The sequence below is a fragment of the Kitasatospora sp. GAS1066B genome (assembly GCF_041262605.1).
In the GTDB taxonomy this organism is placed as follows: domain Bacteria; phylum Actinomycetota; class Actinomycetes; order Streptomycetales; family Streptomycetaceae; genus Kitasatospora.
Map to the genome: position 1 here is coordinate 1 of NZ_JBGCCO010000029.1, position 12,936 is coordinate 12,936.

Genomic DNA, 12,936 nt, shown 5'->3' on the forward strand with positions numbered 1-12,936 from the left:
CAGCCCGCAAGACAGGCACGACGAAGCCAGCAGCGAAGAAGACGAAGAAGTCCAACACCCCTCGCCCCCGCCGCACAGGTTAAAGATCAAGCTAGCTGGGCACGTAGTCGAAGCGCGGGGTCAGCGTGCCGAACATGGAATCCGCCTTCAGGCCCTCACCGAAGTACTGCGTGGTCAGGGCGGCGGTCTCCTGGGTGATGTGGAACGGCACCCGGTCGAGCTTGAAGCCGGTGAGGGTGGGACGGCCGTTGGCGAGCACCTCGGCGGGGGTGGTGTAGGCGAGCAGCGTCTCGTCGCTGACCTTCTGCCCGTTGACCCGCACACCGGCCGAGTAGCCGGGCTGGGGCACGATCCGGATCCAGGTGGGCTCGAGTTCGACGTGGGTGCCGCTGCTCGCCTGGTCGAGGGTCATCCCGCCGGGGTAGAAGATCCGCCCCTGGGAGTCGAGGTGGTCGCCGGCCGTGGAACCGATCGGCATGTCGAAGCCGAGGCCGTCGGGGTCCAGCACGAACGGCGCGATCGCGCCGAGCTTGACGCCGTTGCGGGTCAGCCAGGCCGCGGTCTCGGCGCTGACCCGGACGTGGGCGCTGCCCCACGGGGAGATGTAGATGCCAGGTGCGGCCGGACCGTTCGGGCTTTCCGCGGCGGTGGCCGCCGGGGCCGCCGGGCCGCCCGGCAGCGCGGCGGCGCCGGCGTTGGCCGGCGCGGCCGACAGGGCCAGGGCGCCGGCCAGGGCGAGGGCGGCGACCGTGTGGAACAGACGCATGGTCAGTTCTCCAGTTTTCATGCGAAGTTGATGCTTCGTCGGCGAAGCAGGCCCATCTCTAGCGCACCTGACGCGGCCGCGGCTATCGGTCTCACTCGGCCGAGTGAAGATCATCACTCGTTCGACTGGCGCCCCCGCGACCTGGCCAATCCATGATCCACAGCGGCCCTAGGGTGTGGTCACGGACAGCCCGCCGCAGTGGTTCCCGGCGAGGCCCCGTCCGTCCCTCGTGCTGCGCGGCGAGTCCGCACCGCCCCCTCCCAGCCCTGGAGTTGCCGATGCCCCGCCACCCTGCCCGCCGCGCCAGACGGCTCGCGTTCGCCGCCGCCACCGCGCTGCTCACCACCGCCGCGATGGCCGGCCCCTACCTCGGCACCAGCCAGGCCGGCGGCCACTTCGACGCGCCCGGTGTGATCGCCGACCCGCAGGCCAACTTCACCGACATCTACGCCTTCAGCAGCCCGGACAACCCGGACATGGCGACCATCATCGCCGACGTCCAGCCGACCCAGCTGCCCGGCAGCACCCCGGCGCCGGTCAACTACCCGTTCGCCACCGGCGGCGCCCGCTACGAGATCCACCTCGACGGGCGCGGCACCGGCGGCTCCGACATCACCTACCGGTGGACCTTCCGCACCGAGGACCGGCGACTGTTCGGCGCCGGTCCGATCGCCGTCGGCCCGGTCCGCTCGCTGAACGACAGCACGCTGCTGTTCCGCCAGTACTACACGCTGGAGCGGATCCGGGCCGGCCAGGCGCCCGAGGTCCTGGTCAGGGACGCCCCGGTCGCCCCCACCCAGCAGAGCAGCGGCCTGATGCCCGACTACCGGACGCTGCGCGACCAGGCCACCACCGCGCTCCCCGGCGGCGGCCGCTCGGTGGCCGCCCAGACCGCGGAGTCCTTCCAGGCCGACTCCCGGGTCTTCGGCTACTTCATCCTCGGGACGGCCGGCCCGGTGCCGGGCTACCTGCCGGCCGCCAACCCGCTCGCGGCGGTCAACGTCAGCAGCCTGATCCTGCAAGTGCCCAAGAGCGAACTGGCGTTGAAGGGCGACGTCAGCCGCAACCCGGTGGTCGGCGTGTGGGCCACCATGTCCCGCCCCGGCGCCGACCTCACCAAGGACCTGCGCGCCCAGGACGCCTCGTACCGTCAGGTCGGCCGGCTCGGCAACCCGCACATCATGTTCGCGCTCTGGGGCACCTTCGGCGGCATCGCCACCCCGGGCGGCCCCGAGGACCGCTTCAACGGCCGCCCGGCCGACCAGGACCAGCACGACCAGGCGTTCCTCGACTCCGCGCTCGACCCCGCCCCGCCGCACAAGATCGCGGCCGCCGGCAACTTCCCCGCCCCGCCCACCCCGCGCGCCGACATCCGCGCCCTGTTCCTCGGCGGGATCGGCAAGAACAACGGCGCCAAGTTCGGCTTCGACCTCAACACCCAGGCGATGAACGCCGACGCCGACCCGGGCGCGCTGGCTTGGGCCGACGAGCTGCGGCTCAACCTCGGCACGCCGGTGAGCGCCAATCCCAACCGGTTCGGGGTGCTGGACGGCGACCTCCAGGGCTACCCGAACGGCCGCCGACCCAACGACATGATCGACAACTCGCTGCTGCGGATGCTGGAGGGCGAGCCCGGCGGCCCGTCCGCCGCCGGGCTGCTGCCGTCGCCGCTCTTCGACCTCCAGCCGAAGCCGGCCACCGACAGCTTCCCGTACCTCAACCTGCCGCACGCCCTGCCGTGACCTCCGACGATCCCCAACAGCGGCCCGTTCGCCGCCTGTTCACCGTGCGCCACCCCTCCCGGTGGCGCACGGCGGGCCGGGCGGCGGGCGCGGCCGCGGTCGTGCTCGGGTGCGCGGTCGGCCTGCTCGCCCTCGGACCGAGCGGCCCGCTCGCACCGCCGACGGCCGGCCCGGGCGCCGTGCCGCAGCCGCAGCCGCAGCCGCAGCCGCAGCCCACGGTCGACCGGCTCCAGAGCGCCCGGTCGGCCGTCCGCGATCGACCCGCGGACCCGTACGCCTGGGAGCAGTTGGGGATGGCCGACCTCGACCAGGCCCGGCTCACCCTGGACGCGGACCGCCTCGCCGACGCCGATCAGGCGTTCCGACGCTCGCTGGCGCTCAAGCCGGAGGCCAACTACGGCGCGCTGACCGGCACCGGCATGCTCGCCAACGCCCGCCACGAGTTCGCCGCCGCCCGGGACGCCGGGCAGCGCGCGACCGCGATGGCCCCCGACCGGGCGACCGGCTACCTGGTGCTGGCCGACGCCGAGATCCAGCTCGGCGACTACCCGGCCGCCACCGCCGCCACCCAGCGCCTGCTCGATCTGGCGCCGACCGTGCCCGGTTACACCCGTGCCGCCTACGACCTGGAGACCCACGGGCGGGCGGAGGAGGCGCGGATCGCCCTCGGACGTGCGCTGGACAGCGCGAGCACACCCGGCGACACCGCGTTCTGCGAGCACCGGCTCGGCGACCTCGCCTGGGACCACGGCCGGTTGGACGAGGCGGACGGCCACTACCAGCGCGCCCTGGCGCTCGCCCCCGACGACTACTACGCCCAGGCGGGGCACGCCCGGGTGCTGGCGGCCGGCGGCCGGGTGGCCGAGGCGGTGACGGACTACCAGCGGCTGGTGGCGCGCGCTCCGCTGCCCCAGTTCCTGCTGGAGCTGGCCGAGTTGGAGCTCTCCCAGCGGCAGGACGGCGCCGCTGCCGGGCAGTTGTCCGCACTCGCGGCCCAGGTGCGACTGCTGGCTGCCGGCGATGGCAACGCGCCCGTCGACCCGGCGCTGATGCTCTATCAGGCCGACTACGGCGACCCGGCGGCGGCGGTGCGGCTGCTGCGCGGGGAGTGGGACCGGCGCCGCAGCGTCCTGGTCGCGGACGCCCTCGGCTGGGCGCTGCACCGCGCCGGGCAGGACGACGAGGCGCTCGACCTGCTGCACCAGGCGGCCGCCACGGGCTGGCACAACCCGCTCTTCGCCTACCACCGGGGCGCGGTCGAGGCCGCCCTCGGCCGGCCGGGAGCGGCCGACGACCTGCGGGAGGCGCTCGCCCTCAACCCGCACTTCTCGCCCTACCACGCCCCGCTGGCCCGGCAGTTGCTCGCCGGGCTGGCGACGGCGTCCGCGCCGTGACCCCTGAACCGCCCTCTTGCCCGCCAGCCGTCCGTCAGGAACCTCGTCCGTCAGGAACCCCGTCCGTCACCGTCAGGAACTCCCGTGAACCGCCCGCAGCAGGCCGCGCTCTGCCTCCTGGCCACGCTCCTCCTCGCCCTCACCACCGGCGTCACCACCGCGCAGGCCCACCCGCTCGGCAACTTCTCGATCAACCGGCTCGACCAACTGCGGCTCTTCCCCGACCGGATCGAGGACACCGCCCTGGTGGACAGCGCGGAGATCCCCACCGCCCAGGACCAGGACGCCACCGACACCGACCACGACGGCCGGATCAGCCCCACCGAGGCGGCCGCCCGGGCCGCCACCCGGTGCATCGACCTGGCCTCGGGCATCCGGACGTCGGTGGACGGCCGCGAGATCGCCTGGCGAGTCGTCAGCAGCGCGCTCTCCTACCGCCCCGGCGCGGCCGACCTGCCCACCGCCCAACTCGCCTGCGCCCTCGCCGCCGACGCCGACCTCACCCGGCCCGCGGCCGTGACCTTCGCCTCCGGCGCCGACGGCGGACGGATCGGCTGGAAGGAGATCACCGCGACGGCCGGCGAGCGGGTCCGGCTGACCGGCTCCTCCGTCCCCGGCCAGAACATCAGCGGCGGCCTCACCGCCTACCCGCAGGGCCTGCTCGATCAGCCGCTCGGCGTGCTCAGCGCCGAGCTGCACAGCGCGCCCGGCGACGGCGGCGCCCCGCCGGCCGCCGACGAACCGGCCACCGGCGCGCTGCCGACCGCGAACGGTGGCTGGGTGCTCTTCCCCGGACTGGAACGGCGGCTCGGCGCCCTGGTCGGCTCCCGCGACCTGACCGTCCCCGTCGGTCTGCTCGCGGTGGCGCTCTCGCTGCTGCTCGGCGCCGGCCACGCGGCCCTGCCGGGCCACGCCAAGCTCGCCGTGGCCGCCTGCCTGGCCCAGCGCCGCGGCGGTCTGCGCGCGGCACTGGCGGTCGGCGCCACGGTGACCGCGACGCACACGGCCGGCGTGCTGCTGGTCGGCCTCGCGTTGACGGCCTCGGTCGGCCTGGCGGGCGAGCGGGTACTGGGCTGGCTCGGTGCCGTGGGCGGGGCGCTGATCACGGTGGTGGGCGCGAGCCTGCTGCTGCGCGCGATCCGCACGCTGCGCCGGCAGGCACCGGAACAGGACCATCACCACGGGCACGACCACGCCCACCCCCACGGGCACAGCCACCCGCACAACCACGACCCGGCGCACGACGCCGAGCACCCCCACCGGCGCCGACTGGCCAACCTCCCCTCGCTGCTCGGCATCGGCCTGGCCGGCGGTCTGGTGCCCAGCCCCTCCGCACTGGTCGTGCTGCTCGGCGCGGTCGCCCTGGGCCGCACCCTGTTCGGCGTCCTGCTGGTGATCGGGTACGGCGTGGGCATGGCCCTCGCCCTCGCCGCAGCCGGTGTCCTGCTGGCCGGCGGCAGCACCCGGCTGGCCGGCCTCACCGCCCGCCGACTGCCCACCCTGCGCCGCTTCGCTCCGTACAGTTCCCTGCTGACCGCCGGCGTCGTCCTCGCCGTCGGCCTCAGCCTCACCGTGCGCGGCCTGCCCAGCCTTTGACCGACCCGTCCGCCGATCTCGGCCCGCCCTGGCGGGACTTCACCGCTGCGCTGCCCGAGATCATCCTCGACGGTGACGCGGCCTTGGCTCGCTGGCTACGCTCGGTGGCACGGGCGTACGCCACGAGCGAAGGGATGAGCATGAGCAATCCGCTCCAGGACCCTGCCTTCTTCCAGGACCCCTACCCCACCTTCGCAGCCCTTCGAAGCTCCGCGCCGGTGATGAAGATGCCCGGCGGCCAAGGCCGGCCCAGCTTCCTGGTGACCGGCTACGCCGAAGCCCGAGCGGCGTTCGCCGACTCTCGGCTGTCGAAGGACACGGCCGTCTTCTTCGCCGGCAAGGACACCGGGCGACGCCTGCACCCGGCGGTGTCCCACAGCATGCTCGCCACCGATCCTCCGCAGCACACCCGACTGCGGCACCTGGTCACAAAGGCGTTCACCCCAGGGGCTGTTGCACGGCTCCGCCCGTACATCGAGAGCGTGGTCGACAAGCTGCTCGACCAGTGGACGCCCGGCGAGCAGACCGACGCCATCGAGAGCTTCGCCGTCCCGCTCCCCGTCACCGTGATCTGCCAGCTGCTGGGCGTACCCGAGCCGGACCGTGCAGACGTACGCGTGTGGTCGAACGAGCTGTTCGCGGCCGGGCAGCCCGAGCGGATCGACTCCGCGTCCCACACCATCGCCGACTACCTGGCCGACCTCATCGCAGCCAAGCGTCGGACGCCCGACGGCAGCCTGCTCACGGACCTCATCCGGGCCCGCGACGGCGCGGACCGGCTCAGCGAAGACGAACTCCTCTCCCTCGCCGTCCTCCTGCTGGTAGCCGGACACGAGACCACCACCAACCTGATCGGCAACGGGCTGCTGGCCGTGCTCCAGGCTCCGGGCTCGCTTGATCGGCTGCGCAAGGAACCTGAGCTGGTCGACGCAGCCGTCGACGAGCTGCTGCGGTTCGACTCCCCCGTGAGCATGGCCACCTTCCGCTTCGCCACCGAGGCCATCAGCCTCGGCGGCGTGGAGATTCCGGCCGGCTCACCCGTGCTCATCGCACCCGGAGCCGCCAACCGCGATCCCGCCCAGTTCTCCGAACCCGACGGGCTCGACCTTGACCGGAACACCAAGGGGCACCTCGCATTCGGGCACGGCATCCACCGCTGCCTCGGGGCCCCGCTGGCCCGCGCCGAGGGCGAGATCGCCTTCCGAGCCATCGCCACTCGCTTCCCCCGGCTCCGGCTCGCCGTACCCAGCGCCGAGTTGCAGTGGCGACACACACGACTCATGCGGGGCCTCGAGACGCTGCCCCTTCTCCCCTGAGTCCGTCTCCGCGCTGCTGCGCGACCGGGCGGATCCGGTGGTACCAGCCCGCCAGGCCGCGGACGACACCGCTGTGGCGCGAGAAGACTGCACCAGCGTACGGAGTAAGCAGATCGCGCCTCAGTCACCCTCGGCCGCAAGACACTTGAAGTGGATCAACAGCGCAGCGGTATCGGTCAGATCCGGCAGCACCGTACCAGCACCTGCTCGGCGCAGGTCTGCGGCGGAGCTGGCCCCTGTAGCGACGGCGACGATCGCAACCCCGCTGGTCAGCGCTGCCTCGACATCTCGCGGGGTGTCACCGACCAGCGTCACGGCCGTCCTCCCGGGAACGGCGTACGCAGCGCGGATGCGCTCGCAGGCCACCTCAACGAGCGCTGCCCGCTCAAGTCGGTCAGCGCCGTACGCGCCGACCTCCAGGGCCACCAGACCGTCGAGTCCGAAAGCGGCGAGCTTCAACCGGGCATTCGCCGCGATGTTGCCGGTCAGCACGGAGGAGATGATCCCGGGCTCCTTGGCGGCTGCGGTCAAAGCGTCCCGGGCACCGGGCAACGCGTGGCCGCGTTGACGTAGCTCCTCAAACCGCTCGCGGCCGGCGACTTCGAGAGCCGCTTGGACAGCGTCCCAGTCCGGCTGTGCCAAACCGTCCCGGTCAAACATCTCTCGCATGATCAGTCGATCGGTCCGGCCGTCTGTGACGGCGGGCGCCGAGGGCTGGCGCCCAGCCACAGTCGCGAACGCTGCGGCGTATATCTCCTTGCTCACCCCCGCGTTGTCGATGAGCGTGTGGTCGATGTCCCACAGAACGATGAGCGGCATCCGGCCAGCGTAGGCAGCGCATCGGGGGCGCGTCGGCTGCCGCCCGTCCCAGGACGTCCTTGCGGGTCCTGACGGAGTCCGGTTGGATATCCGCTGTGAACGAGCGGTTGCGCTCCGCACTCGCCCAACGCGGTGTCCCCCCTGAGGAACTCGCGACGGTCTGCGAGGTGGACCCCAAGACTGTGACCCGCTGGTTAGGCGGTCGAGTACCCCATGCGCGTCACCGGTGGAGCGTCGCGCACCACCTGAAGGTGGACGAGTCCCTTATCTGGCCGGAGACCCGGCCCGTTGTGGGGCAGGCGCCTGGGAATGGCGCCGGCCTCGTTGCCACCTACCCCGACCGTGCCAGCGTCCCACGGGAGATTTGGCTCTCCCTTCTCCTGGAGAGCGTGACGCAGATCGACGTGCTGGTGTTCTCGGGGACGTTCTTCGCCCAGTCGAACCCGCGGATCGCCACGATGCTTGCCCAACGCGCGGCGGCCGGCACCCAGGTCCGGCTGTGCTTCGGTGACCCGCAGGGTCGCGCCGTGGCGATCCGCGGGCGGGAGGAAGGCATCGGGGACGCACTCGCCGCGAAGGTCCGCGCCTCGCTCACCTACTACCGGCCACTGCTGGGGACGCCCGGCTGCGAGGTTCGCCTGCACGACACCACGCTCTACAACTCGCTGTTCCGCTACGACAACGACCTGCTGGTCAATCCCCATGTCTGGGGTCAGCCGGCGTCGGCCAACCCCCTGTTGCACCTTCAGAAGGGCTCCGGGCTGGGATGGTTCGACAGCTACGCTACGAGCTTCGACGCGGTCTGGGATTCCGCCCGGCCGTGGACCGACGACGCAGAGGGAGCCCAGTCGTATGGCCGGGAGGACTGAGTACTACGGCGATCCGGCGGCCCCGGCGGCCAACTCGCTGGTACCCGCGAGCAACCTGCTGGTCGAGGACGAGGCCGGAGCGATCCTTCTTCAGCGCCGTCGCGACACCGGCCAGTGGGCGCTGCCGGGCGGGAAGCAGGACATCGGTGAGTCGGCCGCCGACTGCGCGGTGCGCGAGTGTCTCGAGGAGACCGGCATCGTCGCCGAGATCACCGGCCTCCTCGGGGTCTACTCCAACCCCGCGCACATCGTCGCCTACAGCAGCAACGGTGAGATCCGCCAGCAGTTCGAGGTCGCCTACATCGGCCGGCCCACCGGCGGCACGCCCACGATCAACGACGAGGCCGACGGCGTTCGCTGGGTCCAGCCCCGCGACTTGGACGACTACGACGTCCACCCGAGCATGCGCCAGCAGATCGGCGACTACCTCAGCGGCAAGTACCCCTACCTCGGCTGAACGCCCGCTACGGCGGCGCGCTCCTCAGTGCGGACCACGGCAGCATGGATCAGCGGCTCGGCTCGCCGGATGAATCGCCCCACCATGCTGTCGCCACCGTAGCGGCCGACGATCTCCGCGACCCGCTGCTCCGAGCTGGTCGGCTCGCCATCAGGCGCCGTCGTCATGTCGCAGTAGACCAGGGCGTCCACCAGCACCTGGTCCTCGATCAGTGGGAACTCCAGCTCCAGAAGGTGCCGAAGCCCGCGCTCCTCGGCCTCCAGCAGGGCAGAGGAGTGGTTGGCGACCAGCCGCGTCAGGCGCTCGTCCGCCCCGTGCGAGTCGCGCAGGAACCGGGCGCCGTCCAGCGGGTGGAAGCCGGTGCCGGCGAGCCGGGGCGCGTAGCCGACGTCGTGCAGCACAGCGGCAGCCGACAGCAGCGCGGTGTCCGACCCGAGAGTCGGGGCAAGGCGTACAGCCTGCCGCGCGACCCCCTGAGAGTGCGCCCACCGCCGGGGCAGGCTCGCCGCGAGTTCCTGCTCCGCGATCTCTTTCGCCCAGTCGGGCGGCAGCGTGCTCATAGTCATGGCCCTTCAGTTGAGGGTCAGCATGGTCGATGTGGGCAAGCCTGAGGCGCGCTATGGGCTTGGGTACCGAACACGGCGGGTTCCAGCGCCGTGTGCCAACTGTATGAGCGAGCGTGAGGACTCAACCCCAGGCCAGTAGGCATCCGTTCACGAGCTGGAGCCGAGCTTGCCCCGCTGCTACGGTCGCTCGCATGACGCTCCCGATGTCCTCTGCCCTCGCTGTCGACCTGCGGGTTGAGCCGGTTGACGAGGTTCTTGATCGTGTTGAGCAGGCTCTCCAGGTTCGCCTGGAGCGGGACACGGTGCTGCGTAAGCGCCGCTCCGTCGGGGCACGGACGGAGCGTGACACCTGGGTCCGGATCGAACGGCGCCGGCTCGACAGGATCGACGGCCAGGGCTGGAACGGCACCGAGTGCGCAGCGATTCTCACGGCGATCGACAAGCCCACCTGGTGCGCGGGACTGGCTTGGCAGGATGCGTCGCACGCGGCGATGTGGCGGGCCGACGAGACCAGCCTCCTGCCGGGAGAACCGGTCGGCACCAGCGTACTTGCTGCCGATCCGGGACTTCCTGATGACTGGTGGCGAGCGCTGAACTCCTCTCTGGAGGCGTTGGCCGGTCAGCACACGACGCGGATCGCCACCCCGGACACCGTGACCATCAGCCAGCCTGTGGTCACCGAGGCCGTTCGCGCGGCCTTTCCCAGCACCTTCGATACGACCGTCACGCAGTGGGCACCCGCCCACGCAGACCTGAACTGGGCGAACGTGACCGGCTCACGGTTCTGCTTGTTCGACTGGGAGGACTGGGGGAACGCACCTCGGGGCCTGGACTCGGCGTCCCTGTGGGCCAGTTCGCTTGCTGTCCCGGCTTTGGCCGACCGAGTGCGCCGAGAGCGTCGGCACGAGTTGGAGAGCCGGGACGGCAGGCTGATGACGCTGTTCGCCTGCTCCAAGATCATCAGACCTGACGCCCATCCGGAAGATCCTCGGGTGAAGCCGGCCCGGCACGCGGCCGCCCGGATCGTGGAGGAACTTCAAGCCGGCTGACGGCTCGCCGGTCGCGCAGGAGGTCCCGGTATTGGAGGATCACCTGCTCGTCCACCGGGCTGTCCAAGGCAGCGAGCAGTTCGCGAAGGTGAGCGGGGCTGTCCGAACCGACGGCCACAGCGCTGACACGGGGGAGGTGGTAGGCAGCCCGGAACGCCGCCTGCGGACGGGAGAGCGAACTCCCCTGCCCCCCGAGGAAGATGCGGGGGTCGAGCTTGTCCCACACGGGGTCACTGGCGTCGCCCCCGAAGGGGCTCATGCCCCACATCGAACGGGCGGGCAAGCCCCACCAGGAAACGAGGGCGTCCGCAGCGTCCAACGTGTTGATCCCGACCAGCAGGCCGGAGCGGACCATGAGCACGGACGGCTTCGGCACCGTCGAGTCGACCAGCTCGGGCAGCGAGGACGGATTCCAGGACGAGATGCCCCAAGATCTGCACAACCCCTTCGCCGTGGCATCGTCGAGGGCGGCGCATTCCCGCGCCAGTGTGTCGCGGGCGTCGGAGGCTCCCCGTAGCGAGCGCTCCGGGTTGTGCAGGAAGACGAGGTCCGGAGCTCGCCGAAGGTCCCGATTCGTCTGCTCCAGGGCCAGCCGCAGCCGGCCGGGGTCGAGTGAGTGCTCCGCTCTGTCCGCACCTGGGAAGAACCCGACCTTGGTGGACAGCGCGAAGCGGGGAAGGAGGTCACTGCCGATCTCCGCCAGCCTCCGGTGGGCTTCGAAATCACGGTAGTTGAAGCTCGTGTCGATCGCCGTGATGCCCAGTTCCAGGGCGTCCGTCAGCAGCCGGCGTTCGTAACGAGATCGGTGTAGCCCGAGAACAACTCGGGGGTGAGGCTCGCGCACAGGTCTTCCTCTGTCAGGATCTTCGCCACATCCTCGACTTCGTTGCCCAGGGTGTGGGCTGCCTCTTCCAACCTCACGGGCTGGCCGCTCAACAGCATGCGCAGAGCGGGCAAGGCCTGGGCGGTGAAGGTGAGCTTCTTCCCAGCCGCACGAACGTCGACTGCCCGGCCGTTCTGTTCGATCAGCGGCGGGAAGTCGGTGATGCACACCACGGCTTCCAGCGGCCCGAAGATCTCCAGGAACGGTACGTGCCGGGGTGCGCTGGCTTCCTGTTCGCGGGCCGCGAGGAAGTCTGCCGGACTCCGTAAGGTGACGATGCGCGCGGCAGCAGCGGTCAGTTCCCGCTGCTGGTTCTCCCGCTCTCCGGGAGTGCCCCACCGGTCGAGATCATGACGGAAGAGCTCGGTCTCGCGGGACCAGTCGGCCAGCCAGGACAGCCAGTTCACTCCGGTCCGCTTCGCGAAGCCGAGCGTCATGTGCATGCTCTGCCCCTGGCTGCGGCCGACGTGGGACGCCCGGTGCCAGTAGCCGCGCGGAATGTGCATGACGTCACCGGTCTTCATCGCACCGGTCCAGACGATCTCGTCGCTGGGCATGTTGTTCCGGTCGGCATCGCGGTACAGCGGAACTTGGCGCGAGGCCCCGCGCACCTCCCAGTCCTTCTCACCGGCCAATTGAATGATCAGGACATCGTGGTCATCCCAGTGCAGGTCGAAGCCGGCAGCGTCGTTGGTGGTCAGGTAGACATTGACCTGGACGTTCTCCCGGGACCACCACTGCATGGCCCGACACGCCACCTCCATCGTGGGGTCGAAGACGTTCGCCTGATCCAGGACGATCGTCGCACCCTCGCGCAGGAGATTGCCCAGTCGGCGCATGTCCGCCATCGGAATGCTCTGGCCCCTGAGCGAGATCTGCGAGCTCAGATAGGCCTTGGGGTGCAGCTCCTCGCCACCACGGAAGCAGCGGAACTGAGGGTTCGCCAGGCTCCGGCGCATCACCATGTCGAGAAGTCGCTGGGGCGTGAGCATTCGGCTCACCAGCTCGATGTCGCCGAGGCTGCCCCGAGCGAACTGCTTACCGAGCAACCTGGGGCCCTCCCACCCCAGAGCTTCCTCAACAGCACGTACCAGACGGTGCTTCACGGTCTCTCTCCTCCTTCGAGTCAGAAGCGCGAGGGGACGGAGGGGCCCGCTGAGTTGGTCGACGGGCCCTCCACCCCAGGACGCCGGCCTGTCAGGCGGGGTTGTTCAGACCATCGCCGTCGGGCCAGGGGCCGTCACCGGAACTGCCCGTCCCTGGATCGGAGCGGTCGCTGTCGTGCCGGTCGTGGACGCTTGCCAGCACTTCCACGGCCACCAGAAGGCCACCCCGGGTGGGGGACGGCGGGTACTCGGGCACTTTGTGCTCCTTCCGCATCGGGTACTCCCACCGGGGTTCCAGCGGGGAGTCTTGCCTGACCGCGTCCGGCTACCGCCAAGGCCAGCTCAGGTCAGAACAGCTCTGGCTGGCGCCGTG

At 71.1% G+C, this 12,936-nt stretch carries 13 protein-coding genes; 7 read left to right on the forward strand and 6 right to left on the reverse strand.

Going from position 1 to position 12,936, the window contains the following annotated elements; all coding sequences use genetic code 11:
* Positions 1 to 91 precede the first annotated feature (91 nt).
* Complete coding sequence (locus ABH937_RS28180) at positions 92 to 766, reverse strand: hypothetical protein (protein ID WP_280694541.1); 675 nt, start codon at positions 764 to 766, stop codon at positions 92 to 94.
* A gap of 278 nt (positions 767 to 1,044) precedes the next feature.
* Between ABH937_RS28180 and ABH937_RS28185 the strand changes: the two genes are divergently transcribed.
* The 4 genes from ABH937_RS28185 to ABH937_RS28200 all read left to right on the forward strand — a co-directional run bounded on the left by ABH937_RS28185 (position 1,045) and on the right by ABH937_RS28200 (position 6,814).
* Complete coding sequence (locus ABH937_RS28185; protein ID WP_370219931.1) at positions 1,045 to 2,508, forward strand: DUF4331 domain-containing protein; 1,464 nt, start codon at positions 1,045 to 1,047, stop codon at positions 2,506 to 2,508.
* Positions 2,505 to 3,902 (forward strand): tetratricopeptide repeat protein, encoded by a 1,398-nt coding sequence (locus ABH937_RS28190; protein WP_370219932.1) that lies wholly within the window; start codon positions 2,505 to 2,507, stop codon positions 3,900 to 3,902. Before ABH937_RS28185 ends, ABH937_RS28190 begins: the two co-directional genes overlap by 4 nt.
* A gap of 84 nt (positions 3,903 to 3,986) precedes the next feature.
* On the forward strand, positions 3,987 to 5,498 hold the full coding sequence (locus ABH937_RS28195) for a nickel transporter (protein ID WP_370219933.1): 1,512 nt from the start codon (positions 3,987 to 3,989) through the stop codon (positions 5,496 to 5,498).
* A gap of 140 nt (positions 5,499 to 5,638) precedes the next feature.
* Positions 5,639 to 6,814 carry a cytochrome P450 gene (locus tag ABH937_RS28200; protein WP_370219980.1) on the forward strand — a complete coding sequence of 392 codons (1,176 nt, stop codon included), beginning with the start codon at positions 5,639 to 5,641 and terminating at the stop codon, positions 6,812 to 6,814.
* A gap of 120 nt (positions 6,815 to 6,934) precedes the next feature.
* Here the strand turns inward: ABH937_RS28200 and ABH937_RS28205 are convergent, their stop codons facing one another.
* On the reverse strand, positions 6,935 to 7,633 hold the full coding sequence (locus tag ABH937_RS28205; protein ID WP_370219934.1) for an HAD family hydrolase: 699 nt from the start codon (positions 7,631 to 7,633) through the stop codon (positions 6,935 to 6,937).
* A 95-nt stretch (positions 7,634 to 7,728) separates the two neighbouring features.
* Here ABH937_RS28205 and ABH937_RS28210 point away from each other — a divergent pair, with 95 nt between their 5' ends.
* Positions 7,729 to 8,502, forward strand: a complete 774-nt coding sequence (locus tag ABH937_RS28210) for an XRE family transcriptional regulator (protein ID WP_370219935.1) — start codon at positions 7,729 to 7,731, stop codon at positions 8,500 to 8,502.
* The gene (locus ABH937_RS28215; RefSeq protein ID WP_370219936.1) at positions 8,486 to 8,959 is read left to right on the forward strand and encodes an NUDIX hydrolase; all 474 of its coding nucleotides are present in this window, start codon (positions 8,486 to 8,488) and stop codon (positions 8,957 to 8,959) included. Before ABH937_RS28210 ends, ABH937_RS28215 begins: the two co-directional genes overlap by 17 nt.
* Here ABH937_RS28215 and ABH937_RS28220 read toward each other — a convergent pair.
* Positions 8,947 to 9,519, reverse strand: coding sequence for an HD domain-containing protein (locus tag ABH937_RS28220; RefSeq protein WP_370219937.1), 573 nt, complete (start codon positions 9,517 to 9,519; stop codon positions 8,947 to 8,949). The two genes, ABH937_RS28215 and ABH937_RS28220, sit on opposite strands and share 13 nt — an antisense overlap.
* 197 nt (positions 9,520 to 9,716) lie before the next feature.
* On the opposite strand from ABH937_RS28220, the gene ABH937_RS28225 reads away from it, so the two are divergent.
* The gene (locus ABH937_RS28225; protein WP_370219938.1) at positions 9,717 to 10,574 is read left to right on the forward strand and encodes a hypothetical protein; all 858 of its coding nucleotides are present in this window, start codon (positions 9,717 to 9,719) and stop codon (positions 10,572 to 10,574) included.
* Here ABH937_RS28225 and ABH937_RS28230 read toward each other — a convergent pair.
* The 3 genes from ABH937_RS28230 to ABH937_RS28240 form a co-directional block, all read right to left on the reverse strand.
* Positions 10,486 to 11,418, reverse strand: coding sequence for an aldo/keto reductase (locus ABH937_RS28230; protein ID WP_370219939.1), 933 nt, complete (start codon positions 11,416 to 11,418; stop codon positions 10,486 to 10,488). The two genes, ABH937_RS28225 and ABH937_RS28230, sit on opposite strands and share 89 nt — an antisense overlap.
* On the reverse strand, positions 11,352 to 12,563 hold the full coding sequence (locus ABH937_RS28235; RefSeq protein ID WP_370219940.1) for a JmjC domain-containing protein: 1,212 nt from the start codon (positions 12,561 to 12,563) through the stop codon (positions 11,352 to 11,354). Before ABH937_RS28235 ends, ABH937_RS28230 begins: the two co-directional genes overlap by 67 nt.
* A gap of 91 nt (positions 12,564 to 12,654) precedes the next feature.
* Positions 12,655 to 12,819: a hypothetical protein gene (locus ABH937_RS28240; protein ID WP_370219941.1), complete on the reverse strand. Its 165-nt coding sequence runs from the start codon at positions 12,817 to 12,819 to the stop codon at positions 12,655 to 12,657.
* Between the last annotated feature and the right edge of the window lie 117 nt (positions 12,820 to 12,936).

Bases quoted from the DNA above. Each gene is read 5' to 3' on its own strand.
- ABH937_RS28180 (WP_280694541.1), bottom strand. From the start codon at position 766: ATGCGTCTGTTCCACACGGTCGCCGCCCTCGCCCTGGCCGGCGCCCTG.
- ABH937_RS28185 (WP_370219931.1), top strand. From the start codon at position 1,045: ATGCCCCGCCACCCTGCCCGCCGCGCCAGACGGCTCGCGTTCGCCGCC.
- ABH937_RS28200 (WP_370219980.1), top strand. From the start codon at position 5,639: ATGAGCAATCCGCTCCAGGACCCTGCCTTCTTCCAGGACCCCTACCCC.
- ABH937_RS28205 (WP_370219934.1), bottom strand. From the start codon at position 7,633: ATGCCGCTCATCGTTCTGTGGGACATCGACCACACGCTCATCGACAAC.
- ABH937_RS28215 (WP_370219936.1), top strand. From the start codon at position 8,486: ATGGCCGGGAGGACTGAGTACTACGGCGATCCGGCGGCCCCGGCGGCC.
- ABH937_RS28220 (WP_370219937.1), bottom strand. From the start codon at position 9,519: ATGAGCACGCTGCCGCCCGACTGGGCGAAAGAGATCGCGGAGCAGGAA.
- ABH937_RS28225 (WP_370219938.1), top strand. From the start codon at position 9,717: ATGACGCTCCCGATGTCCTCTGCCCTCGCTGTCGACCTGCGGGTTGAG.